This window comes from Jongsikchunia kroppenstedtii DSM 45133 (genome assembly GCF_000380485.1).
Classification (GTDB): domain Bacteria; phylum Actinomycetota; class Actinomycetes; order Mycobacteriales; family Mycobacteriaceae; genus Jongsikchunia; species Jongsikchunia kroppenstedtii.
In genome coordinates, this window is the sequence record NZ_AQYG01000047.1 from 274095 (window position 1) to 297687 (window position 23593).

The following is a 23593-nucleotide window of genomic DNA, read 5'->3' on the forward strand; positions in this document are numbered from 1 at the left end:
TAACGCAGGCAGGCGGCAATCTGGCGCCGGCTAGTCGGTGAAGGGGCCGCCGGCGGCGATGGCGCTGAGCGTCGCGAACTCGTCGGACTTGAGTGAAGCACCTCCGACCAGGGCACCGTCGACGTCATTCTGGCCGACGATGTCGCCGACGTTCTTGGCGTTGACCGATCCGCCGTAGAGGATCCGAATGCCGTCGGCGACAGCCGGGTTCGTGATCTCGGCGACGGCCGCACGAATCGCCGCGCAGACCTCCTGCGCGTCCTCGGCGCTAGCCACCCGACCGGTGCCGATGGCCCACACGGGCTCGTACGCGATGACGGTCTTGGCGACCTGCTCCGCGTCCAGGCCCGCCAACGAACCCTTGAGCTGCGCGACGTTGTACGCCACATGATCGCCGGCTTCGCGGATCTCGAGCCCCTCGCCGATGCAGACGATCGGGGTCAGCTCGTGGCGCAGCGCGGCCTTCGCCTTCTCCAGGACGACCTCGTCGGTCTCGCCGTGCAGCGTGCGCCGCTCGGAGTGCCCGACCACGACGTAGGTGCAGCCCAGCTTGGCCAGGAAGGCGCCGCTGATCTCGCCGGTGTAGGCGCCCGAGTCGTGCACCGAAAGATCCTGCGCGCCATAGCTGATCAGCAGCTTGTCGCCGTCGACGACGGTTTGCACACTGCGGATGTCGGTGAACGGCGGGATGACGGTGACATCGACCTTGTCGAAGTACTTCGCCGGCAGCGCAAAAGCGATCTTCTGCACCAGGGCGATGGCCTCGAGATGGTTGAGGTTCATCTTCCAGTTGCCGGCGATGAGCGGCTTACGAGCCATGGGTGGCTACTCCCCTACTTCGAAGGTTCAGGACAGGATTCAGGAACTCAGGACCGCGAGGCCCGGGAGTTCCTTGCCCTCAAGGTATTCCAGCGACGCGCCGCCGCCGGTTGAGATGTGGCTGAAGCCGTCCTCCGGCAAACCGAGCAGCCGCACCGCGGCAGCCGAGTCACCGCCGCCGACAACGCTGAACGCGCCGGACGCGGTGGCCTGAACGATCGCCTCGGCGACGCCCTTGGTGCCGGCCGCGAACTTCTCGAACTCGAACACGCCGCTCGGACCGTTCCAGAAGATGGTCTTCGCGCCGCTGAGGACGGCGGCGAACCGCTTGACCGACTCGGGGCCGATGTCCAGCCCCATCCAGCCTTCCGGAATCTCTTCGGCGGCAACGGTCTTGGCCTCGGCGTCGGCGGCGAACTTGTCCGCCACGACCACATCGACGGGAAGATGGATAACGTCGCCGAACCGCTCCAGCAGATCCTTGCAGACGTCGATCTGATCTTCCTGCAGCAGCGACGAACCGACCTGCAGTCCCTGCGCGGCGAGGAAGGTGAAGGCCATGCCGCCGCCGATGACCAGGGTGTCGACCTTCGGGGCGAGCGCCTCGATGACACCCAGCTTGTCCGAGACCTTCGAGCCGCCCAGCACCACCGCGTACGGGCGGGCCGTGTCGGTCGTCAGCCGCTCCAGCACGTCGACCTCGGCGGCGACCAGGCCGCCGGCGTAATGCGGCAGCAGCTTGGCCACGTCGTAGACCGATGCCTGCTTGCGGTGCACCACGCCGAATCCGTCGGACACGAACGCGCCGTTCATGCCCGTCAGGTCGGCCAGCGCGGCCGCGAACTTGGCCCGCTCGGCGTCGTCCTTGCTGGTCTCGCGCGGATCGAAGCGCACGTTCTCCAGCAGCAGGACGTCGCCGTCGGTCAGGCCCTCGGCCCGTGCCAACGCGTCGGTACCGACCACGTCGCCGGCCAGCTGAACGTTGCGCCCCAGTTCCTCACCCAGTCGCACGGCGACGGGCGCCAACGAGAACTTGGGATCGGGCTCGCCCTTCGGACGTCCCAGGTGCGCCGTGACGATCACCCCGGCACCGGCCTCGGCCAGCGCCTTGATCGTCGGTGCCGAGGCGATGATGCGCCCCGGATCGGTGATGTTGCCGTCGTCATCGAGCGGCACATTCAGGTCGCTGCGCACCAGGACGATGCGCCCGGCGACTCCCTCGTTCAGCAGATCGGCAAGTGTCGGTACCGACGTCATCAGCGAATTCTCCTAATCGACCGCGTCAGAGCGACTTGCCGACGAGACCGATGAGGTCCACGAGACGGTTCGAGTAACCCCACTCGTTGTCGTACCAGGACACGACCTTCGCCTGATCGTCGATGACCTTGGTCAGGCCCGAGTCGAACAGCGAGCTGTGCGCGTCGGTGACGATGTCGCTCGACACGATCGGCGCGTCGTAGTACTTCAGGATGCCCTTGAGCGGCCCCTCGGCGGCGGCCTTCATTGCGGCGTTGATGTCGGCTACGGATGCCGACTTCGCCAGGTTCGCGGTGAGGTCGGTGACCGAGCCGGTCGGGATCGGCACCCGCAGGGCGTAGCCGTCCAGCTTGCCCTGCAGCTCCGGGAGCACCAGCCCGATGGCCTTGGCGGCACCGGTGCCGGTCGGGACGATGTTGATGGCGGCGGCGCGCGCACGGCGCAGGTCCTTGTGCGGGCCGTCCTGCAGGTTCTGATCCTGGGTGTAGGCGTGGATCGTGGTCATCAGGCCCTTGACGATGCCGAACTCGTCGTTGAGGACCTTGGCCAGCGGGCCGAGGCAGTTCGTGGTGCACGAGGCGTTCGAGATGATGTTCTGGCTGCCGTCGTACTTGTCGTCGTTGACGCCCATCACGATCGTGATGTCCTCGTCCGAGGCCGGCGCGGAGATGATGACCTTCTTGGCACCGGCGTCGAGGTGGCCCTGGGCCTTGGCGCGCGCGGTGAAGATGCCGGTCGACTCGACGACGACGTCGACGCCCAGGTCACCCCACGGAATCGCCGCCGGGCCCTCCTTGACCTCGAGGGACTTGATCTTCTGCTCACCGACGACGATCGTGTCATCACCTTCGAGCGACACGTCCTGCGGCAGGCGGCCGAGGATGGAGTCGAACTTCAGCAGGTGCGCCAAGCTGGCGTTGTCGGTCAGGTCGTTGACCGCGACGATCTCGATGTCGGTGGTGCCGAGTGCCTTTTGCGCCTCGACGGCACGGAAGAAGTTGCGGCCGATCCGGCCGAATCCGTTGACGCCTACCCGAACGGTCACTGGTGTGCTCCTTAACGCCTCATACGGCGATTCGTGGACAAATCACCTCTAGCGTAAGCGATCACCGCCAACGCTCAGGAGTCAGGCTCTCGGCACAGCAGTCGCCGGTTCCGAGTGCCGCGGCGAGGACTGTTTCGCCGGAATCAGGCGTCGTCGAGCAGGTCGGCCGTGACGGCCGATTCCGTGTCCGGGATGCCGTCCGTGGCGGCCTTCTTGTCCGCCATCGACAGCAGCCGCCGGATCCGGCCCGCGACCGCGTCCTTCGTCATCGGCGGATCGGCCAGCTGACCGAGTTCCTCGAGCGAGGCCTGCCGATGCGTGACCCGCAGCCGACCTGCGGCGACGAGATGATCGGGGACTTCGTCACCGAGGATCTCCAGCGCCCGCTCGACCCGGGCCGCAGCCGCCACGGCCGCGCGGGCCGACCGGCGCAGATTGGCGTCGTCGAAGTTGGCCAGCCGATTGGCGGTCGCCCGCACCTCGCGGCGCATGCGGCGTTCTTCCCACACGAGGCGGGTGTCCTGCGCGCCCATCCGGGTGAGCAGCGCGCCGATCGCCTCACCGTCGCGGATCACGACGCGGTCGGCTCCGCGTACCTCGCGAGCCTTCGCCGAGACGCCGAGCCGGCGGGCCGCGCCGACGAGCGCCAACGCGGCCTCGGGCCCGGGGCAGCTGACCTCCAGGGCCGACGACCGGCCGGGCTCGGTGAGCGACCCGTGCGCGAGAAACGCTCCGCGCCAGGCGGCTTCGGAATCACCGACGCTGCCGCCGACCACCTGGGCCGGCAGTCCGCGCACCGGCCGACCGCGCAGATCGAGCAGCCCGGTCTGCCGGGCCAACGCCTCTCCGTCCTTGGTGACCCGCACGATGTATCGCGCACCCTTGCGGATTCCGCCGGCGCCGAGCACATGCACATCGGAGTTGTATCCGTACAGATCGAAGATCTCGCGACGCAGGCGACGAGCGACGTTGCCGAGGTCGACCTCGGCCTCGACCACGACCCGCCCCGCGACGATATGCAGACCGCCCGCGAACCGCAGCAACGCGGACACTTCCGCCTTGCGGGCGCTGACCTGCGTGACCTGAAGACGACTCAGCTCGTCTTTGACCGCGGATGTCATCGCCACTGCTACGCGTCCTCTTTCCGTTTTGTTGAGCCCGATTCACTATTGCACAGCCGATCGATCAGCTCCGCGACTTTACCCGGGTCGTGGGTATGCGTGCCGGGTACCGCGAGCTCGCCCTCGTGCAACGCCGCACCGAACATCGCCGCCGCCCGCTCCACATGCTCGCGCTCCCGCCCGACCGGGACGCTGCCGGAATCGACCACCACGTCGTCGATCGGCAGCCGGTCGGCGTGCGCATGCAGCACATGCAGATGCCGTTCGACCGAAAACCCTGCCGTCTCACCGGGTTCCGGCGCCAGGTTGACGATGAGAACCTTACGCGCCCGCGTGGCCGACAGTGCCGCGAGCTGCGCCGGCACCAACACATGCGGGATGACGCTGGAGAACCACGAGCCCGGGCCGAGCACGACCAGATCGGCCGCATCGATGGCCGCGATCGCGTCGTCGCAGGCGGGCGGATCGGGTGGCACGAGCCGTACCCGACGCACCTTGCCCGGCGTGGTCGCCACTGCGACCTGACCGGAGATCTGATGGCTGATGCGCGGATCGGCCTCGAGCCCGGACACATCCGCTTCGATCTGCAAGGGCGACACCGACATCGGCAGCACCCGGCCCCGCACGCCGAGCGCGTTGGCCAGGGTGTCGAGGGCGCTGACCACGTCGCCGTGCATCTCGCTCATCCCGGCCAGGAGCAGATTGCCGATCGGGTGCCCGGCCAGCGCGCCGTGGCCACCGAATCGATGCTGCAGCACCGCGGCCCGCTGATGCGACCGTTGGTCGCCGTCCGCCGACAGCAGCGCCGCCATCGCCATCCGCAGGTCGCCCGGCGGAATGACATCCAGTTCGGCCCGGAGCCGGCCCGACGACCCGCCGTCATCGGCGACCGTGACCACCGCTGTCACATCATCGGACAGCCGCCGCATCGCCAGCAGCGTCGCGTACAGTCCATGGCCCCCGCCCAGGGCGACGATTTTCATACCGACCCCGACTTCATTCGCGCCCCAGATCGCGATGCATCACCCGCACCGCAAATTGGTACGGACGTTCCGGATCCGGCCGCGAGAGGCGTTCCGCCAGTGCCTCCGTCATTGCCACGCTGCGGTGTTTGCCGCCGGTGCATCCGACCCCGATCGTCATGTAGCGCTTGCCTTCTCGCTGGTATCCGTCGGCGGTGAGGCCGACCAGTCGAGCGTACAGATCCAGATACTCGCTCGCCCCCACCTGACCGAGCACGTAGTCGCGGACGTCGGCGTCCTGCCCGTTGTGCGGCCGCAGCTCCGGCACCCAGTGCGGATTCGGCAGGAAACGCACGTCTGCCACCAGATCCGCGTCGATCGGCAGCCCGTACTTGAAGCCGAACGACTGCACCGCGACGTTGAGCAGCAGGCGGGAGTCCTCGGCGAAGGCGTCCTCGATGATCTCGCGCAACCGCTGCACCGACAGCAGCGAGGTGTCGACCACCAGATCCGCCTGATGCTTCACCGACGCCAGGATCTCCCGCTCGGCCGCGATGCCCTGCATCAGAGTCCCACTGCCCTGCAACGGATGTCCGCGTCGCACCTGCTCGAACCGGCGCACCAGCGCCGAGTCGGACGCATCCAGGAAGAGCACCTTGGGCGTCACCCCGATCTCGCGCAGCTCACGGCGCACCGACGCCAGCTCGGAGGCGAAATTGCGTGCGCCCGTGCGCACCACGACGGCCAAGCGGGACCCGACCGGACCCGCCTGCTCGCCGCCGGACGCCCCGGATTCACCCTCGCGGGCGACCTGCACCATGCGCGAGATCAGCGTCGACGGCACATTGTCCGCGACATACCAACCGGCGTCCTCGAGCACCTTGGCCACCGTGCCGCGACCGGCACCGGACACCCCGATCACGAGCAGAACGTCGATGTCGACGTTCTGCGTCTCAGGATCGTCCACGTGCACCCCTCTCGGTATCCGGTCCATCGCCGCCGGCGTCGCGATCATTGTCCCCCGCGGGATCGGCGAGGGCATCCCTAACGGCCACGGCGGTCGCCTCGCCGATACCGGGGACAGCGGTGATCTCCTCGATGCTGGCTTGCTTCAGGCGCGCGACCGAGCCGAAATGCGTGACCAGCGCCGCCCGCCGGGTGCTGCCCAGACCGGGCACCCCGTCGAGGACCGACGCAGTCATCCGCCGGCTGCGTTTGCTGCGATGGAAGGTGATCGCGAACCGGTGGGCCTCGTCGCGCACCCGCTGCAGCAGGAAGAGCGCCTCGCTGCTGCGCGGGAAGATGACCGGCTCGTCGTCGCCGGGGACCCAGACCTCCTCCAGCCGCTTCGCCAGGCCGATCACCGCGACATCGGTGATGCCCAGCTCGTCGAGCACCGCCGCCGCCGCATGCACTTGGGGCGCACCGCCGTCGACCACGAAAAGGTTTGGCGGATAAGCGAACCGGCGCGGTCGTCCGGTCTCCGGATTGATGCCCGGCCGATCCGGATTCTCCGCCGGCTGCGTCTCGTCGCCGCCCGCCCGGTGCCGCAGGAACCGCCGCCGGGTGACCTCGGCGATCGACCCGACGTCATCGGATCGACCGTCGCCGGCCGCCTCCTTGATGCTGTAGTGGCGGTAGTCGGACTTGCGCGCCAACCCGTCCTCGAACACCACCAGGGACGCGACCACATCGGTGCCCTGCACATGCGAGATGTCGATGCACTCGATGCGCAGCGGTGCGCTGTCGAGGCCCAGGGTCTCCTGGATCTCGGTGAGCGCGGCCGACCGCGTCGTCAGATCGCCGGCCCGCTTGAGCTTGTGCTGTGCCAGCGCGTCGGCCGCATTGCGGGTGACCGTCTCGAACAGCGTCTTCTTGTCACCGCGCTGGGGTACCCGCAGGTCGACCCCGCTGCCCCGCTGCTCCGACAGCCAGCGCCGCACCTGGGCGACGTCCGTCGGCAGCGCGGGCACCAGGATCTCCCGCGGGACCGGATGCTCGGCGTAGAACTGGGTGAGGAATTGATGCACCTGCTCGGGCTCGGTGTCGTTTCCGCCCGAGCCGTCGGCCGTCTCCACGACCCAGCCCTGCTGGCCGCGCACACGCCCCCCGCGGACGTGGAACATCTGTACCGAGACCTCGAGTTCGTCGCCGGACATTGCGATCACGTCGGCGTCGGTGCCATCCCCCAGCACCACGGCCTGCTTCTCCAGCGCCCGGCGCAGCGCGGTGATGTCATCGCGCAGCCGCGCGGCCCGCTCGAAGTCCAGATCGGTTGCGGCCGCATTCATTTCGACCTCGAACTGCTTGATCAACTGGTCGGTGCGGCCGGACAGGAAGTCGCAGAAGTCCTCGACGATCTGCCGATGCCGGTCGGCATCGACCCGCCCCACGCATGGCGCCGCGCATTTGTCGATGTAGCCGAGCAGGCACGGTCGCCCGATCTGGTTGTGCCGCTTGAACACTCCGTTCGAACACGTGCGCGCCGGGAAGACCCCGGTCAGCAGGTCGACCGTCTCGCGGATGGCCCAGGCGTGCGAATACGGGCCGAAATACCGCACTCCTTTGCGCCGCGCACCACGATAGACGAAGAGCCGCGGGTACTCCTCGTTCATCGTGACCGCCAGCACCGGGTAGCTCTTGTCGTCCCGGTACCGGACGTTGAATCGCGGATCGAACTCCTTGATCCAGTTGTATTCCAGCTGAAGCGCTTCGACTTCCGTGGACACCACGGTCCATTCGACCGACGCGGCCGTGGTCACCATCTGGTGCGTCCGCGGATGCAACGACAACGGATCGGCGAAATACGACGTCAGCCGCGACCGCAGGTTCTTGGCCTTGCCCACGTAGATGACGCGACCGTGCTGGTCGCGGAATTTGTATACCCCGGGATCGGTCGGAATGGTCCCCGGTGCGGGCCGGTAGGACGCGGGATCTGCCACGGACTTCAGGTTAGTCCGCGAGGGTGACACCGTACTTTTCGCGGAGCTCGCGGAAGCGGGCCATCGCGGTCACCGCGCGGTTACCGTCGAGCGCCTGCACGGCCATCATCGGCACATGTTCGTACTCCGGCAGCTCCAGTCGCGCCCAGGCGCCCTTGTCCGGGTACCAGATGCCGCGCACCGATTCCCAGTCGAACATCCGCTCCGCGAAGAGGTTTCGAACCGCGACACCGTCGGCCCCCACGCGCAGCCGGGGCCGGGTGAACAGCAGGACGCAGCCCGCGAGGACCACACCGATCATCGCGAGCCCGACCTCGTCGGTGACGCGAAAATGGGTTCCGGTGCTCGACACACGCATCAGCGCACCGAATGTCACATGCAGGACGACGAGCACGATCGCGATCGCCCACGCGTAGCGCGGGCTACGCGTCGGCCGATACTCGAGCTCCCAACTAGCCACGGGCACTGATCTCGCGCAGGGCCAGCGCGGACGCGATCGCCGCGGTGGCCGCCTGGCCGCCCTTGTCCTCGGTCGAGTCCGGCAGCCCGGCCCGAGCCAGCGCCTGCTGCTCGGTGAGCGTGGTCAGCACGCCGTTGCCGACCGGAGTGCTCTCGTCCAGCGACACCCGCGTCAGACCGGCGGTGACCGCGTCGCAGACGTATTCGAAATGCGGCGTCTCGCCCTTGATCACCACGCCGAGCGCGACCACCGCATCGTGGGTGCGGGCCAGGGCCTGCGCGACCACAGGCAATTCGATCGCGCCGGCGACGCGGATGATCGTCGGATCGACCGCACCCGCCGCCGCCACGGCCTTCTCGGCCCCGGCAAGCAGTGCGGTACAGATGGTCTCGTGCCACTGGGAGCACGCGATCGCCACGCGCAGGCCGTCGGCGCCGGTCAACTCCAGCGTCGGCTCACCGCTTCCGCTCATGCGCGTACTCGCTTCGTTCGCTGCCGCGACCTCATGCACGTACTCGCTTCGCTCCGTGCGCGCATGAGGCACGCCCCGCACTGTTCTTGATGGTTCGCTCGCTGCCGCTCGCTCACGCCGGCGCCTCCCCGCCATCGTCCAGATGGTGATCATCGAGACCCGTGAGGTCGTGACCCATCCGATCCCGCTTGGTGCGCAGGTAACGCAGGTTCTCCGGGTTCGGGCGGATCGGCAGCGGCACCCGCTCCGTGATCCGCAGGCCGTAGCCGTCGAGGCCGACTCGCTTGGCCGGGTTGTTGGTGAGCAGCCGCATCGACTTCACACCCAGGTCGACGAGGATCTGCGCCCCGAGACCGTAGTCGCGGGAGTCGGCCGGCAGTCCGAGCTGCAGGTTGGCGTCGACGGTGTCGGCGCCGCCGTCCTGCAGCTGATACGCCTGCAGCTTGTGCAGCAGGCCGATGCCGCGGCCCTCGTGCCCGCGCATGTACAGCACGATGCCCCGGCCTTCGGCGTTCACCATTTCCATCGCCGAATCCAGCTGCGGGCCGCAGTCGCAGCGGCGCGAGCCGAACACGTCGCCGGTCAGGCACTCCGAGTGCACGCGCACCAGGACGTCTTCGCCCTCGTCGTTGCCGGTGCCGATATCGCCCTTCACCAGCGCGACGTGCTCGACATCGTCGTAGATGCTCGAGTAGCCGACCGCCCGGAAGTCGCCGTGCGGCGTCGGGATCCGCGCATCGGCGACGCGCACCACGTGCTTCTCGTGGCGGCGGCGCCAGGCGATCAGGTCCGCGATCGAGATGAGCGCGAGATTGTGCTCGTCGGCGAACACCCGCAGCTCGTCGGTCTGGGCCATGTGGCCCTCGTCCTTCTGGCTGACGATCTCGCAGATCACGCCGGCCGGCGCCAGATCGGCCATCCGGGCGAGGTCGACCGCCGCCTCGGTGTGACCGGGGCGGCGCAGCACGCCGCCCTCCTTAGCGCGCAGCGGCACGACGTGGCCGGGACGGGTGAAGTCGCTGGCCGTCGAGTCCGGGTCGGCGAGCAGGCGCATCGTCGCCGCGCGATCCGCGGCGCTGATGCCGGTGCCGATGCCCTCGCGAGCGTCGACGGTCACTGTGTACGCGGTGCCGTGCTTGTCCTGGTTGGTCGTGTACATCGGCGGCAGGCCGAGACGATCACAGTCCTCACCGGCGAGCGGTACGCAGAGGTAGCCCGAGGTATAGCGGACCATGAACGCGACCAGCTCCGGCGTCGCCTTCTCGGCGGCGAAGATCAGGTCGCCCTCGTTCTCGCGATCCTCGTCGTCGACGACGACGACGGGCTTGCCGGCGGCGATATCGGCGACCGCGCGCTCGATCGTGTCGAACCGCGTCTTGCGGCCGCCGTGTGCGTTGGCGTTCATTCTCCCGCTCCTGTCAGGCGTTCCACATATTTGGCGATGACGTCGACTTCCAGATTCACCGTAGTCCCCACGGCGGCACCGCCCAGCGTCGTGAGCTCCAAAGTGGTTGGAATCAGCGAGATCTCAAACCACGGCGCCGGGTCGTCGGTCGCGGACGCGGCCGATACCGTCAGCGAGATGCCGTCGACGGTGATCGAACCCTTCTCGACGATGTAGCGAATCAGATTGACCGGCACCGTGATTCGAATCACAGTCCAGTTCTCGCCCGGCGTGATCGCGGCGATCGTGCCGGTGGCATCGACGTGGCCCTGGACAACGTGACCGCCGAACCGGCCGCCGGCCGCCATCGCGCGCTCCAGGTTGACCGGGCTGCCGACCGCGAGGGACCCCAGCGAACTGCGTCGCAGGGTCTCGCCCATCACGTCGACCCGGAACTGATCGGGCTCGGGCTTGTCGACGACGGTCAGGCAGACACCGTTGACGGAGATCGAATCGCCGTGCCCGGCATCAGAGGTGACGAGTGGTCCGCGGACCGTCACACGTGCGGCGTCGGCGAGCTCTTCCCAGGCGACGATGTCGCCACGCTCTTCGACGATTCCGGTAAACATCGCGCTCCTGTGGGTCGGTTATGGGCGGACACCCAGCGCGAGAAGAGGGCCACACGGCGTGCCGTGTCACCCGGGTTCTCTCTCATCCGGACTATGACCGTCGGCTCCGGAGTCGCACCGGATCTGCTTGTCCCCGTCGCCACCGGGGTGACGCCGGGCGCTCGCGGGCTCGGTTCGCATGTCGCTGCAGGCGTTGGCCGTCACAGCGGATGTGAGCCTCACCGCCGGTGGGGAATTTCACCCCGCCCTGAGAACATCCACCATCGAAATTAGCACAGTCAAACCTGTGTCGGATCGACCCTCCCGGCAACCGGGACAAGCGTCACCAGCAGGTCTTCGCCCAGCTCCACGACGCTTTCGCGACGGAATCGGTGAATTTCGGTCAACGTGCGCACAGTGGGGTCGACCACGGCTGCGGTGCCGCCGCCGAGCAGCGCCGGCGCGAGGTAGGCCTGCACCCGATCGACCAGCCCGGCGGCCGCGAACGCGCCGAGCAATCGCGGACCACCCTCGACCTGAACATTGCTGCGATCGCCGATCTCGTCCAGCACCGCCGACAGATCGCGGGTCCGCAGGATCAGCGTCGGCGCGCAGTCGTCGAGAACCCGTGCCGTCTCCGGGATGTCGCGCTCGCCGACCACCACCCGCAGGGGTTGCCGCGGGTGCAGCGAGCCGTCCGGATGGCGCGCGGTGAGGGCCGGATCGTCGGCCAACACGGTGCCGGTGCCGACGACGATCGCGTCGAGGCGCGCGCGTTCGGCGTGCACGTACTCGCGGGCCTGCGGTCCGGTGATCCACTGGCTGGTGCCGTCCGGCGCCGCGCTGCGACCATCGAGGGTCGCAGCGAACTTCGCCGTCACGAACGGACGGCCCGTGCGTTGCCGGTGCAGCCAGGCCCGTAGCGGTCCGGCGGCCACCTCGTCGGCCAGCAGGCCGGCCGTCACCTCGACCCCGGCCGCGCGCAGGGTCGCGGCACCCCCGGCCGCGGACGGGTTGGGGTCCGCCATCGCGTAGTGCACGGCGGCGATGCCCGCGGCGATCAGCGCCTGTGCGCAGGGACCAGTGCGGCCGGTGTGATTGCACGGTTCGAGCGTGACGTAGGCCGTGCCGCCGGCCGCGTGATCGCCGGCCGCGGCCAGGGCGACGACCTCGGCATGCGGACCGCCCGCCTCCTGGGTGTGTCCGACGCCGACGACGGCGCCCGACCTGTCCACGATGACCGCGCCGACCGGCGGGTTCGGGGTGCTGAGCGGTTGAGCGCCCGCCGATTCGGCGAGCGCCCGTCGCATAAGCTCCGCCGGCGTCATGGTGTCAGTGCCGATGTGCGGCCGACAATGCCTGCTGCCGAAGCGATTCCACCGCGGCACCCGGCGACTCGGCGCCGTACACGGCCGATCCCGCGACGAAGCAGTCGACCCCGGCCTCCGCGGCCTCCTCGATCGTCGCAGCGTTGATGCCACCGTCGATCTCGATCAGGATCTGCAGCTCCCCGCTGTCGACGAGCGTGCGCATCCGCCGCACCTTGTCGAGCACCTCGGGGATGAAGGACTGGCCACCGAATCCAGGCTCGACGCTCATCACCAGCAGCGTGTCGAAGCTCTTGAGGATCTCCAGATACGGCTCGAGCGGCGTGTTCGGCTTGATCGACAGGCCTGCCTTCGCGCCGGCGGCGCGGATATCGCGCGCGACGGACAGTGGGTCGTCAGTGGCCTCGGCGTGGAAGGTCACGTTGTAGGCGCCGGCCTCCGCATACGGCGGCGCCCAGCGACCCGGATCCTCGATCATCAGATGGCAGTCGATCGGAATATCGGTGCGGCGCAACAGACTTTCGACGACCGGCAGCCCCAGCGTGAGGTTCGGCACGAAATGCGCGTCCATCACGTCGACATGCAGCCAGTCACTGTTCGACACGGCGGCCGCCTCGGCGGCCAGGTTGGCGAAGTCGGCGGACAGGATCGACGGCGCGATCATCGGATGGAACGAACCGGAATCGGCAGACCCGGAGTCTCTTGACACAGTCACGGTCGAATCCTAGCCGTCGAAGGCCGATTCTCCGGCCCGCACCAGCTCCGCTCGCACGTGCTGCCAGGTGCGATCGACCGTTTCCGGCGGCGCCGTGAATCCCAGCACCGCCACTCCCCGCATCGCCGCGAGCGCGGTGGTCACGACCCGGCTGAACGCCGGCTTCCGCACCAGGTCCGGTAGGTACTGCGCGGCCAGGGTGCGCAGCTGCTCGGTCAGTTCATGGTCGAAGCGATGCAGATGGGCGCCCAGTTCGCGGTCGGTGCGGGCCGCGACGTGCAGCTCCAGGGAGGCGGTGAACAGCGGCCCGCGATGCACCTGCCACATCCGGTCGAGCAGCTCGGGATAGTCGATCCTCGTCTTCCCCAGCGTGCGTTGCACTTCCGCGCGCATCTGCTGCGAGAGCCGGTCGAGCGCCTGGACCAGCAGATCGGGTTTGGAGGTGAAGTAGTGCGCGTGGGCGCCGCGGGTGACACCCGCCTTGCGGACGATCGCCTCTGTGGTCAGGCCCGCGTAACCGCGTTTGACCAGCACGTAGATGGTCGCATCGAGGATCGCCGTCCGGGTGGCTTCGCGCCGCTCGGCCTGTGTCCGTCGAACCTGTGCCATGCCGTTCTCCCGACCCGTCAGTTCTTCCGGAGCAGGGCCAGGAACATCGCGTCGGTGCCGTGCAGATGCGGCCACAGCTGCACCCACGGGCCGTCGCCGAGATCCGTCCCGTTCGGGATCAGCTCGCGCGCGTCGATCGGCGTCACGGCACCGGAGTCAACCGCCGCACGCACCACGCCGACGGTCTCGTCCGGATGCGGCGAACATGTCGAGTAGCCGACGATGCCGCCAGGGCGCGTGAGTTCGATTGCCGCGGTGAGGAGTTCGCCCTGCAGCGCGATCAGCCCCGGCAGCTCGGCCGGTCCACGCCGCCAACGCGCCTCCGGCCGGCGACGCAGCGAGCCCAGGCCCGAGCAGGGCGCATCGACCAGCACCCGGTCGTAGCCCGGCGTCAGACCGCTGCTGCGACCGTCGGCGACATGCACGGTGACCGGCAGCTCCGCGGTCACCTGCTCGATCAGCTTCGCGCGGTGCTCCGCCGGCTCGACCGCGTCGACCGTCGCACCGTCGATCGCCGCCAGCGACCCGAGCAACGCGGCCTTGCCGCCAGGCCCGGCGCAGAGATCGAGCCAGCGCTCCGATCGGTCGCCGGTCCCCTCCAGCGGCGCCATCGCGACGGCCCGGGCGACCAGCTGACTGCCCTCGTCCTGCACGCCGGCCAGCCCCTCTCGGACCGGCTCGAGCGCTCCCGGGTCGCCGCCGTCGAGGTAGACGCAGTACGGCGACATCCGTCCGGTGTCGCCGCCGGTGATGGCGGCGAGCTCATCCGCGGTGATCTGCCCCGGCCGCGCCACCAGATGGGTAATCGGGCGCGCGTCATCGGCCGCCAGCGCGGCCTGCAGCTGCCCCATCGACCCGCCGAGCGCGCGATCGAACACCTCGGCGATCCAGCGCGGGTGGGCGTACCGGAAAGCCAGGTTGCCGAGCAGGTCGTCGGCCATCGACGGGGCCAGGGCGTCCACCCAGAGCTCCTCGTCCTTCTGGGAGATCTTGCGCAGCACCGCATTCGCGAATCCGACCGCGCCGTGACCCGCTCGCCGGCGCACCAGGTCGACCGAGGTCGACACGGCGGCGTGGGCTCCCACGCGGGTGCGCAGCAGCTGATAGCTGCCCAACCGCAGCGCGTCGAGCACCGGTCCGTCGATCTGGCTCACCGGCCGACCGGACGCCGACTCGATGATCTGGTCGAGTACACCCTGCGCGCGACAGGTGCCGTAGGTGAGTTCCGTGGCGAACGCGGCGTCCCGGGTGTCCAGCCGGCGTTCGCGAATCAACCTGGGCAGCAGGAGGTTCGCGTAGGCGTCCGACTCGCGCACCGCGGCCAGGACATCGGCAGCGAGCATGCGCACCGGATCCAGCCGGGTCGTCACATTGCGCTGCTTGTCCCCATCACGCTGATCGCGACCGTCGCGGCTCATCGCAGCACCTCGCCATCGACGCGGGCACCGCGGGCCCAGTCGGCCGCCGCCATGGCCTTTTTGCCGGGCGCCTGCACGGTGCTCAGCCGCACGACATCGGTTGCGGTGCCGACGAATACCGCCTTCTTGGTGACGACGACCGCGCCGGCCGGAACCGGACCGTCATGTCCCGGAACGCCGTCCGGCATCGGGGTGACGGGGCCGAGCTTCAATCGGTCATCGCCGAGCGTCGTCCAGGCGCCGGGCGCGGGTGTCATCGCGCGCACCTTGCGGTCGATGATGAATGCCGGCCGCGCCCAATCGATCTGCGCATGCGCCACATCCACCTTCGGCGCGGTGCTGACACCGTCGGCCGACTGCGGGACCGCCTGCAGCTCGCCGGCGGCGAGTCCGTCCATCGTCTTCTCCAGTAGCATCGAGCCGGCATCGGCGAGGCGCTCCAGCAGGTCGCCGCTGGTGTCTTGCGGCCGGATCGGCTCGGTGACCACGCCGAAGACCGGGCCGGTGTCGAGCCCCTTCTCGATGCGGAAGGTGGCGGCACCGGTCATCTCGTCCCCGGCCTCGATGGCGGCCTGCACCGGGGCCGCGCCGCGCCAGGCCGGCAGCAGCGAGAAATGCAGGTTCACCCAGCCGTGTTCGGGCAGGTCCAGCAGGTCGGCGGGCACCAGCCCGCCATAGGCGACGACCGGGCAGCAGTCGGGAGCCCATTCGCGCAGCTGGGCGACGGCATCCGGCTCCGCCAGCTTGGCGGGCGTGATGACAGGGATGCCCGCCGCGTCGGCGAGTTCGCCGACCGGCGAGCGGTGCACCTTCCGGCCGCGGCCACTGGCGGCGTCGGGGCGGGTGATGACCCCCACCACCTCGTGATGTTCGGAGTCGATGAGCCGCTGCAGGGCGGGTACCGCCGGCTCCGGTGTTCCGGCGAAGACGAGCCGCACTAGTTCTCCTGATTCGCCCCAGGCGCAGCCTGGTTCTCATTGACGTAGTCGACCGGATACTGGCCGGGGTTGTCCGTGGTTACGAGGGACTCTGTGTACCAAGCGGTTCCGCGCACCGCACGCATCGCCGCCTTGCGGGTGTCGGGGTCGAGCCGCTGCAGGAACAGCACCCCGTCGAGATGATCGGTCTCGTGCTGGATGCAGCGCGCCATGATGTCGTCCGCAGTGATCTCGATGGGCTGGCCGTGCCGATCGAAGCCGCGCACCGTCACCGTGTCATAGCGGGTGGTGTCGGCCCGGACTCCCGGAATCGACAGGCAGCCTTCGGGTCCGGTCTGCCGAGCATCGCCGACGGGTTCCCAGACCGGGTTGACGATATGGCCGTAGTGACCGCCGCAGTCGAACGCGAAAACCCGCGCCAGTGAGCCGATCTGGTTGGCGGCGATCCCGGCCCCGCCGTGCGCCTTCATGGTCTCCAGCAGGTCGTCGACGAGCGCGCCGAGCTTGTCGTCGAACTCGGTGACTTCTTCGGTCCGCGTACGCAGCACGGCCTCGGGATACAACACGATGGATTGGACTGTCATGACACCTCTTTCGCCTGATCAGCCTATCTGTTGCGGATCGATCTGGACACGGATGGTCCCGGTGGCGCGGCTGGTGGCGCGCAGCACCTGCGCGGTCCGCAGCGCGGCGGCGAGCTCTCGGCCGCGACCGCGGTTGATCCGCAACAGGATCCGCTGCACGTCCGCGTCCGGCGCGGCGGCGTCGATACCGGCCGGCGGGCGGGCACCCACGGGCAGTGGCACGGGTCCCAGGACGTCCATGCCCTCGGGCCGCTCGATCATCGACACGAAGTCCGTGATGTCGCCGACGGCCCCGTCGACGGACGCCATGGTCACCGCGGGCGGCAGGCCCACCTCCGCGCGGCTCGCCAGCTCGTGACCGGCGAATCCGACCGGATCGAAGCGGATCACCGCCTGCACGACCGGCAGCCCGGCGTCCGCGAGCAGCACGGTGGTGCCATCGCCGCGGACCTGACCGACTATGCCGAGCCAGCGCCGCAGCGCCTCCTCGGCGGCCCGCAGATCGGCGCGCCCCAGCATCGCCCAGGTATCCAGCAGCAGTGCGGCGCCGTAGCCGGCTTCGGCGACCGGCTCGGCCCCGGGCGTCGCGACGACCAGTCGCGGACCGTCGGGCACGTCGTCGACGATGGTCGATCCGCCGGATGTCACGACCGCGACCCCCGGGAACGCGCGGCCCAGTTCCTCGGCCGTCCGCTTGGCGCCGACGACGATCGCCCGCGCCCGGGTGCCGCCGCAATCCGCGCAGCGGAACGGATTCTGTCCATGGCCGCACCACCGGCACTGCATCTCGGCAGGTGCGGAGCCACGATGCGCCTCCGGCGCCACCAACTGCAGCGGGCCGTGGCAACGACGGCATCGGGCCGGCTGTCCGCAGGACGCGCAGGCCAATGCCGGGACGTAGCCGCGGCGCGGAACGCTGACGAGCACCGGCCGGTCGGCGTCCAGCGCCCGGCGCGCGGTGTCGAAGGCGATGGTCGGAATGCGGGCGGCGCGGGCCAGCCGGTCGCGCGCGATCCGCTCGTCGGCGTCGCTCAGCGCGATCACCCGGCCCATCCGCTCGCGCACCGTGTTCCTGGGAGCGACCAGATCGTGCGCCCAGCCGGAGTCGACCAGCGCCTGGGTCTCGGCGGTGCGCGAATAACCCCCGATGACCAGGGCGGCCGACGCGTCGTGGGCCCGCAGCACCGCCACCTCCCGGGTGTGCGGGTACGGCGCGCGCGGTTCGCAGAGGCTCTCGTCGCCGTCGTCCCACACCACGATCAGTCCGAGATCGCGCGCGGGCGCGAAGATCGCGCTGCGGGTGCCGATCGTCACGGTGGCCGCGCCGCGCAGCACCTGCAGCCACCGGCGGTACCGGGCCGACGGCCCGAGCCCGGCGGCCAGCGCGACGACATGATCACCGAGCAGCTCGGTGCACGCGGCCTCCAGCCGATTCAGATCCCGCTGATCCGGCACGACGATGATCGCCGACTTTCCGGAAGTCACCGTGTGACAGGCGAGTTCGGCGAGACGGCGCGGCCAGTCCTCCCCCGGCAGCGCCTGCCAGGCGGCCCGCGGCCCGGCGCCGGAGTCCATTGCGGTGACGAACTGCTGGGCGTGGGTGTATTCGGCCCAGTTCGCCAGGTCGGGCGCTGATCCGATCGGCGCCGCGGGCTCCTTCGGCGCGGCCTGCTCGGTGCGGGCATGACGCGGCGGAATCGCCAGCCGCAGCACGTCGGTCAGCGTGCCCGCATAGCGGTCGGCGACCAACCGCGACAATCGCAGCAGCTCCGGCGTCAGCACCTGTTCCGGCGACACCACACGCTCGAGCCAGCCGAGCTTGCCGGGGTGATCGGTGGTCTCGCGACGCTCGATCAGGTAGCCGTCGACCAGCCGGCCCGCGAAGCGGACACGCACGCGGACGCCCGGCTGTGCCGCCTCGTCCTGTGTGGCGTCGACCTGGTAGTCGAACTCGCGATCGAGATGGGCCAGCCCGAGCAGCGGCAGGACCCGGGCGATCGGCCGGGTTGGGGCCGCCACGGGGGCGGCCTTCGGCGCGCGGTTGCGCGCGACCTTGGCCGCCTTGTCGCGGGCGACCTGGTCCGTCACAAGCCGGCGGCCGCCTTCAGGTCGGCGGCGCGGTCGGTGTTCTCCCACGGCAGATCGATGTCGGTACGACCGAAGTGGCCGTACGCGGCGGTCGGCGCGTAGATCGGCCGCAGCAGGTCGAGGTCGCGGATGATCGCGCCCGGACGCAGGTCGAAGACCTCGGAGATCGCCTTCTGAATGTGGTTCGGGTCGACCTTCTCGGTGCCGAACGTCTCGACGAACAGGCCGACCGGCGCGGCCTTGCCGATGGCATAGGCGACCTGCACCTCGATCCGGTTGGCCAGGCCCGCGGCGACCGCGTTCTTGGCGACCCAGCGCATCGCGTACGCCGCGCTGCGGTCGACCTTCGACGGGTCCTTGCCGGAGAACGCGCCGCCGCCGTGGCGGGCCATGCCGCCGTAGGTGTCGACGATGATCTTGCGGCCGGTCAGACCGGCGTCGCCCATCGGACCGCCGAGCACGAACTTGCCGGTCGGGTTGACCAGCAGACGCACGTCGGAGGTGTCCAGGGTCGGCAGGTCGATATCGGCGAAGACCGAGCCGAGCACCTTGTCGCGGATGTCCGGGGTGAGCAGGCCGTCGATATCGATGTCGGCGGCGTGCTGGGTGGAGACGACCACGGTGTCGAGGCGGACCGGCTTGTCGCCGTCGTATTCGATGGTGACCTGCGTCTTGCCGTCCGGACGCAGGTACGGCAGCACGCCGGACTTGCGGACCTCGGTCAGCCGCCGCGACAGGCGATGGGCCAGCGCGATCGGGACCGGCATCAGTTCCGGGCTCTCGTCGGAGGCGTAGCCGAACATCAGCCCCTGGTCGCCGGCGCCCTGCTTGGCGATCTCGTCCTCGGTGATGCCCTCGACCCGCGACTCGTAGGCGTTGTCGACACCCTGCGCGATCTCCGGCGACTGGGCGCCGATCGCGACATTGACACCACAGGAATTGCCGTCGAAGCCCTTGGCCGACGAGTCGTAGCCGATCTCGAGGACCTTGTCGCGGACGATCTTGGGGATGTCGGCGTAGGCGGAGGTGTTCACCTCACCGGCCACGTGCACCTGGCCGGTGGTGACCAGGGTCTCCACGGCCACGCGCGCCCGCGGATCGGCCGTCAGCAACGCGTCGAGGATCGAATCGCTGATGGCATCACAGATCTTGTCCGGATGACCCTCGGTGACCGATTCGCTGGTGAATAGCCGACTACCGGTGCTCACAAATATCCCTCTCGCGTCGAAACTCGGGCAACACCACGACAGTAGTCGCAGCGTGTCGTTGCCGCCCCTTTGGACTCCCCTTGAGTTGGACTCCGGCCGGATGCAGGGACCAGACTGCTGGAATGCCCCTTGAGGTCGCGTCGCTGCATCGCTACCCGGTGAAGTCGACGCGCGGGCACGATCTGCGGCATGCCGAGCTGGATCCCTGGGGGCTGCGCGGGGATCGCCGATGGATGCTGATCGGCGCGGACGGCGAATGCGCCACCGCCCGCGTGTACCCGTCGCTGCTGTCGGTGACGGCCGAGTTCGACCCCGCGACCGCGACGCTCACCCTGAATCGCCCGGGCATCGACACGCTGGTCGTGGCGGTCCCCGACGGCCCGCCGGAGGCGGTGACGGTGCACCGCAAGCCGGCCACCGGTGTGGATGCCGGCACCGCGGCGCACGCCTGGTTCAGCGCGCTCACCGGCGACCCGGTGCGGCTCATGTACCAGCGCCGACCGCAGGACCGGCCGACGAATCCGGATTGGTCACTGCCCGGCGATCGGGTCTCGTTCGCCGATGCCTATCCCCTGCTGGTCTGCACGACCGCATCCCTCGATGCGCTCAACGATCTGATCGCCGAGGGCCGCTTCGCCGACGAGGCTCCCCTGGACATGCGCCGATTCCGACCCAACGCGGTGATCGCCGGCACCGGCATGCACCCGTGGATCGAGGACGGTTGGCGGCGAATCCGGCTGGGCGAGGTCACCTTTCGGGTGACCAAGGGGTCGGCGCGGTGCATCCTGACGACCACGGATCCGGACAGCTGCGAACGCGGCCGCGAGCCGCTGGCGACACTGGCCAAGCACCGGCGTTTCGACGGTCAGTCCTGGTTCGGGGTCAATGTCATTCCCGAGGTCTCCGTAGACGATGACGCCGCTCTCACCGTCGGCGACGGCGTCGAAATTCTGGACGCCGTCGACCATCGTGGCGGTCCGCCGCGGTGACAGGGCGTCCGGAAAAGTCGTTCTAGCGCTTGAGGATTCCGCTGACCGAGTCGAGGATGCGGGTTGCCATCAGTGTTTTGGAACCCAGCGGCAGCGCCGTCTCCTGGCCGCCGTCGGCGAGGATCCACCCGGTGTTGTCGTCCATCCCGAACGCCTTGCCGTCGCCGACGGCGTTGACGACGAGCAGGTCGCACCCCTTGCGCGCCAGCTTCTCCCGGCCGTGATCGAGCACTCCACCGTGCTCGTCGCCGGTCTCCGCCGCGAAGCCCACGATCACTGTCTCGGCCGTGATGTCACCGGCCGCCCGTGCGGTCACCGCGGCGCGCAGGATATCGGGGTTGGTGTCCAGTTCGATCGGCGCCGGACGGTCGCCGTTCTTCTTGATCTTCGAATCGGCCACCGACAGCGGCTTGAAGTCGGCGACCGCCGCCGCCATGATCAGCACATCGGTTTCGGTTGCGCGGGTGGCGATTTCAGCGGCCAACTGGTCGGCCGTGGTGATCCGGATGACGTCGACACCCGCCGGATCGGCGAGGTCGGCGGTGGTACCGGCGACCAGTGTCACGCGCGCGCCGCGCTGGGCAGCCGCCCGCGCCAGCGCGTAGCCCTGCTTGCCGGAGCTGCGGTTGCCGAGGAAGCGGACCGGATCGAGCGGCTCGCGGGTTCCGCCGGCGCTGACCAGTACCCGCACACCTTCGAGGTCGCGGGGCAGCGCGTCGGGACGTTCGAGCATCAGCTCGCCGAGCAGCGCGATCTCCTGCGGATCCGGCAGCCGTCCCGCACCGGTGTCGGCGCCGGTCAGCCGTCCCGAGGCGGGCGTCAGGACCGTCGCGCCGTGATCACGCAGTGTCTGCACATTGGCCACCGTCGCGGGGTGCTCCCACATCTCGGTGTGCATCGCGGGCGCGAACACCACCGGACAGCGGGCCGTCAGCAGGGTTGCGGTCAACAGGTCGTCGGCGCGGCCGGCTGCGGCCCGGGCCATCAGATCCGCCGTAGCCGGTGCGACGAGCACCAGGTCGGCCTCCTGGCCGAGCCGCACGTGCGGGACCTGCGGAACGTCGGCGAAGACACCAGTCTGCACCGGGTTGCCGGACAGCGCTTCGAACGTGGCTCTGCCGACGAATTCGAGCGCGGATTCGGTCGGGATGACCCGAACGTGATGGCCGGACTCGGTGAAGTGCCGGATGATCGAGCAGGCCTTATAGGCGGCGATGCCGCCGCCGACCCCGATGACGATGTTCGACATGGTGTCCTCGCCCCCGTCTCGCCCTTCAGCGTGCACGAACAGGCCGGTGACTACTCGCCTTCGGTGTGCTCGAGCAGGTCGGTGTGGATCTCGCGCATCGCAATCGACAGCGGCTTCTCCTGAAGACCCGGCTCGACCAGCGGGCCGACGTACTCGAGAATGCCGTCGCCGAGCTGGTTGTAGTAGTCGTTGATCTGGCGCGCGCGCTTGGCGGCGTAGATGACCAGCGCGTACTTCGAGGAGGCGCGTTCGAGCAGCTCATCGATCGGCGGGTTGGTGATGCCCAGCGGCGTGTCGTACGCGTCGAACTGCTCGTCCGCGGCGGTCACGGCGTCGATCGGGGTGGGGGTGCTCAACGAAGATCTCCTACGGCTGTTGCTCTGGTGAGGACTCGGCTCGGAACTTTTCTGCGGTTCAGTCTGGTCCGACCAGCAAGGATACCAACTCCTTGGCCACTCGGTCGACTTCGTCGTTCACGATGACGTGGTCGTAGTCGTTCGCGCGGCTCAATTCCTCGCGCGCGGTCTGCAGTCGGCGCTCGATGACCTCGGGCGTCTCGGTGCCCCGCCCGGTCAGTCGCTCAACCAGGACATCCCAGCTCGGCGGCGCCAGGAAGACGGTGATCGCCTCCGGAATCCGCGCCCGCACGTTGTCGGCACCGGCCAGATCGACCTCGACCAGGATCGGCTTGCCCGCCGCCATCGCATCCAGGACCGGCTGCGCCGGCGTGCCGGATCGCTGCAGGCCACCGTGGATTTCGGCCCATTCCAGCAGTTCGCCGGCGTCGATCATGCGATCGAATTCGGCACGGCTGACGAAGCGATAGTCGACACCGTCCCGCTCGCCCGCCCGCGGCTCCCGCGTGGTCGCCGAGACGCTGAACACAAGTTCCGGCAGTAGTTCCTTCAGCCGGCGGACCACACTTGATTTTCCAACGGCCGAGGGGCCGACCAGTACAACCAGCCGACCCCTCGAACCGTTAGTTCGTGCGCTCAGAACCTCAGCCCAGATCGAACTTGGCGAGCAGCGCCTTGCGCTGACGGTCGCCCAGTCCACGCAGCCGACGGGTCGGCGCGATCTCCAGCTCGGTCATGATCTCCTGCGCCTTGACCTTGCCCACCTTGGGCAGGGCCTCGAGCAGCGCCGACACCTTCATCTTGCCGAGGATCTCATCGGTCTCAGCGTCCTTGAGCACCTGCTTGAGATCGGTGCCGCCGCGCTTCAGGCGCTCCTTCAGCTCCGCGCGTGCGCGACGGGCAGCTGCGGCCTTCTCCAACGCAGCTGCGCGCTGCTCCGGGGTCAACTGTGGAAGGGCCACGGTTCCTCCATATCGTGTGGTTCGTCGTGGCGGTCGCCGCGTTCGCGATGACCACCAGCGCCTTTTGAGGCAGCGAAAG

Annotated in this window: 24 protein-coding genes and 1 riboswitch; of the genes, 1 reads left to right on the forward strand and 23 read right to left on the reverse strand. The window is 69.1% G+C overall.

Annotated features, from left to right (window positions below):
- Positions 1-30: 30 nt before the first annotated feature.
- The 19 genes from tpiA to metK form a co-directional block, all read right to left on the reverse strand.
- Positions 31-819, reverse strand: a complete 789-nt coding sequence (tpiA, locus tag G341_RS24035; protein WP_018179452.1) for a triose-phosphate isomerase — start codon at positions 817-819, stop codon at positions 31-33.
- Between the two features lie 39 nt (positions 820-858).
- Positions 859-2076, reverse strand: coding sequence for a phosphoglycerate kinase (locus G341_RS24040; RefSeq protein ID WP_018179453.1), 1218 nt, complete (start codon positions 2074-2076; stop codon positions 859-861).
- Between the two features lie 25 nt (positions 2077-2101).
- Entirely contained in the window at positions 2102-3121 is a 1020-nt protein-coding gene (gene gap, locus G341_RS0112320; protein WP_018179454.1) for a type I glyceraldehyde-3-phosphate dehydrogenase, read from the reverse strand.
- Between the two features lie 143 nt (positions 3122-3264).
- Entirely contained in the window at positions 3265-4248 is a 984-nt protein-coding gene (whiA, locus tag G341_RS0112325; protein WP_043451346.1) for a DNA-binding protein WhiA, read from the reverse strand.
- Between the two features lie 2 nt (positions 4249-4250).
- On the reverse strand, positions 4251-5225 hold the full coding sequence (locus G341_RS0112330) for a gluconeogenesis factor YvcK family protein (RefSeq protein ID WP_018179456.1): 975 nt from the start codon (positions 5223-5225) through the stop codon (positions 4251-4253).
- A gap of 13 nt (positions 5226-5238) precedes the next feature.
- Positions 5239-6198: an RNase adapter RapZ gene (gene rapZ / locus G341_RS0112335; protein ID WP_051092785.1), complete on the reverse strand. Its 960-nt coding sequence runs from the start codon at positions 6196-6198 to the stop codon at positions 5239-5241.
- Positions 6158-8146, reverse strand: a complete 1989-nt coding sequence (uvrC, locus tag G341_RS0112340; protein ID WP_018179458.1) for an excinuclease ABC subunit UvrC — start codon at positions 8144-8146, stop codon at positions 6158-6160. Before uvrC ends, rapZ begins: the two co-directional genes overlap by 41 nt.
- A 10-nt stretch (positions 8147-8156) precedes the next feature.
- Entirely contained in the window at positions 8157-8606 is a 450-nt protein-coding gene (locus tag G341_RS0112345) for a PH domain-containing protein (protein WP_245556981.1), read from the reverse strand.
- Positions 8599-9078 carry a 6,7-dimethyl-8-ribityllumazine synthase gene (ribH, locus tag G341_RS0112350; protein ID WP_018179460.1) on the reverse strand — a complete coding sequence of 160 codons (480 nt, stop codon included), beginning with the start codon at positions 9076-9078 and terminating at the stop codon, positions 8599-8601. The genes G341_RS0112345 and ribH overlap by 8 nt, the downstream gene beginning before the upstream one ends.
- A gap of 112 nt (positions 9079-9190) precedes the next feature.
- Positions 9191-10483, reverse strand: coding sequence for a bifunctional 3,4-dihydroxy-2-butanone-4-phosphate synthase/GTP cyclohydrolase II (locus tag G341_RS0112355; protein WP_018179461.1), 1293 nt, complete (start codon positions 10481-10483; stop codon positions 9191-9193).
- Positions 10480-11091: a riboflavin synthase gene (locus G341_RS0112360; protein ID WP_018179462.1), complete on the reverse strand. Its 612-nt coding sequence runs from the start codon at positions 11089-11091 to the stop codon at positions 10480-10482. The genes G341_RS0112355 and G341_RS0112360 overlap by 4 nt, the downstream gene beginning before the upstream one ends.
- Before the next feature lie 70 nt (positions 11092-11161).
- Positions 11162-11350, reverse strand: a riboswitch (FMN riboswitch).
- A gap of 19 nt (positions 11351-11369) precedes the next feature.
- A complete protein-coding gene (gene ribD / locus G341_RS0112365; protein WP_018179463.1) occupies positions 11370-12380 on the reverse strand; it encodes a bifunctional diaminohydroxyphosphoribosylaminopyrimidine deaminase/5-amino-6-(5-phosphoribosylamino)uracil reductase RibD in 1011 nt (336 codons plus the stop codon).
- Positions 12381-12402: 22 nt separating this feature from the next.
- Positions 12403-13062, reverse strand: a complete 660-nt coding sequence (gene rpe, locus G341_RS0112370) for a ribulose-phosphate 3-epimerase (RefSeq protein WP_018179464.1) — start codon at positions 13060-13062, stop codon at positions 12403-12405.
- A gap of 60 nt (positions 13063-13122) precedes the next feature.
- A complete protein-coding gene (locus G341_RS21965; RefSeq protein ID WP_018179465.1) occupies positions 13123-13722 on the reverse strand; it encodes a TetR/AcrR family transcriptional regulator in 600 nt (199 codons plus the stop codon).
- Positions 13723-13739: 17 nt separating this feature from the next.
- Positions 13740-15140: an RsmB/NOP family class I SAM-dependent RNA methyltransferase gene (locus G341_RS0112380; RefSeq protein ID WP_018179466.1), complete on the reverse strand. Its 1401-nt coding sequence runs from the start codon at positions 15138-15140 to the stop codon at positions 13740-13742.
- A complete protein-coding gene (fmt, locus tag G341_RS0112385; protein WP_018179467.1) occupies positions 15137-16078 on the reverse strand; it encodes a methionyl-tRNA formyltransferase in 942 nt (313 codons plus the stop codon). Before fmt ends, G341_RS0112380 begins: the two co-directional genes overlap by 4 nt.
- On the reverse strand, positions 16078-16662 hold the full coding sequence (def, locus tag G341_RS0112390) for a peptide deformylase (RefSeq protein ID WP_018179468.1): 585 nt from the start codon (positions 16660-16662) through the stop codon (positions 16078-16080). Before def ends, fmt begins: the two co-directional genes overlap by 1 nt.
- 18 nt (positions 16663-16680) lie before the next feature.
- Entirely contained in the window at positions 16681-18750 is a 2070-nt protein-coding gene (locus G341_RS0112395) for a primosomal protein N' family DNA-binding protein (RefSeq protein ID WP_018179469.1), read from the reverse strand.
- Positions 18747-19958, reverse strand: a complete 1212-nt coding sequence (gene metK, locus G341_RS0112400) for a methionine adenosyltransferase (RefSeq protein WP_018179470.1) — start codon at positions 19956-19958, stop codon at positions 18747-18749. Before metK ends, G341_RS0112395 begins: the two co-directional genes overlap by 4 nt.
- A gap of 122 nt (positions 19959-20080) precedes the next feature.
- Between metK and G341_RS0112405 the strand changes: the two genes are divergently transcribed.
- Positions 20081-20947, forward strand: coding sequence for an MOSC domain-containing protein (locus G341_RS0112405; RefSeq protein WP_018179471.1), 867 nt, complete (start codon positions 20081-20083; stop codon positions 20945-20947).
- A gap of 22 nt (positions 20948-20969) precedes the next feature.
- Here G341_RS0112405 and coaBC read toward each other — a convergent pair whose 3' ends face one another.
- The 4 genes from coaBC to mihF are packed head-to-tail and all read right to left on the reverse strand — an operon-like array spanning position 20970 to position 23514.
- Positions 20970-22196, reverse strand: coding sequence for a bifunctional phosphopantothenoylcysteine decarboxylase/phosphopantothenate--cysteine ligase CoaBC (coaBC, locus tag G341_RS0112410; protein WP_018179472.1), 1227 nt, complete (start codon positions 22194-22196; stop codon positions 20970-20972).
- Positions 22197-22246: 50 nt separating this feature from the next.
- Positions 22247-22552 carry a DNA-directed RNA polymerase subunit omega gene (gene rpoZ, locus G341_RS0112415; RefSeq protein ID WP_051092776.1) on the reverse strand — a complete coding sequence of 102 codons (306 nt, stop codon included), beginning with the start codon at positions 22550-22552 and terminating at the stop codon, positions 22247-22249.
- 58 nt (positions 22553-22610) lie between these two features.
- On the reverse strand, positions 22611-23207 hold the full coding sequence (gmk, locus tag G341_RS0112420; protein ID WP_051092788.1) for a guanylate kinase: 597 nt from the start codon (positions 23205-23207) through the stop codon (positions 22611-22613).
- Positions 23197-23514: an integration host factor, actinobacterial type gene (gene mihF, locus G341_RS0112425; protein ID WP_026303600.1), complete on the reverse strand. Its 318-nt coding sequence runs from the start codon at positions 23512-23514 to the stop codon at positions 23197-23199. The genes gmk and mihF overlap by 11 nt, the downstream gene beginning before the upstream one ends.
- Positions 23515-23593: the final 79 nt, after the last annotated feature.

Coding starts and splice junctions, on each gene's coding strand:
- tpiA (WP_018179452.1), bottom strand. CDS start 819: ATGGCTCGTAAGCCGCTCATCGCCGGCAACTGGAAGATGAACCTCAAC.
- G341_RS24040 (WP_018179453.1), bottom strand. CDS start 2,076: ATGACGTCGGTACCGACACTTGCCGATCTGCTGAACGAGGGAGTCGCC.
- G341_RS0112330 (WP_018179456.1), bottom strand. CDS start 5,225: ATGAAAATCGTCGCCCTGGGCGGGGGCCATGGACTGTACGCGACGCTG.
- rapZ (WP_051092785.1), bottom strand. CDS start 6,198: ATGGACCGGATACCGAGAGGGGTGCACGTGGACGATCCTGAGACGCAG.
- ribH (WP_018179460.1), bottom strand. CDS start 9,078: ATGAGCGGAAGCGGTGAGCCGACGCTGGAGTTGACCGGCGCCGACGGC.
- G341_RS0112355 (WP_018179461.1), bottom strand. CDS start 10,483: ATGAACGCCAACGCACACGGCGGCCGCAAGACGCGGTTCGACACGATC.
- G341_RS0112360 (WP_018179462.1), bottom strand. CDS start 11,091: ATGTTTACCGGAATCGTCGAAGAGCGTGGCGACATCGTCGCCTGGGAA.
- ribD (WP_018179463.1), bottom strand. CDS start 12,380: ATGCGACGGGCGCTCGCCGAATCGGCGGGCGCTCAACCGCTCAGCACC.
- rpe (WP_018179464.1), bottom strand. CDS start 13,062: ATGATCGCGCCGTCGATCCTGTCCGCCGACTTCGCCAACCTGGCCGCC.
- G341_RS21965 (WP_018179465.1), bottom strand. CDS start 13,722: ATGGCACAGGTTCGACGGACACAGGCCGAGCGGCGCGAAGCCACCCGG.
- G341_RS0112380 (WP_018179466.1), bottom strand. CDS start 15,140: ATGAGCCGCGACGGTCGCGATCAGCGTGATGGGGACAAGCAGCGCAAT.
- def (WP_018179468.1), bottom strand. CDS start 16,662: ATGACAGTCCAATCCATCGTGTTGTATCCCGAGGCCGTGCTGCGTACG.
- G341_RS0112405 (WP_018179471.1), top strand. CDS start 20,081: ATGCCCCTTGAGGTCGCGTCGCTGCATCGCTACCCGGTGAAGTCGACG.
- coaBC (WP_018179472.1), bottom strand. CDS start 22,196: ATGTCGAACATCGTCATCGGGGTCGGCGGCGGCATCGCCGCCTATAAG.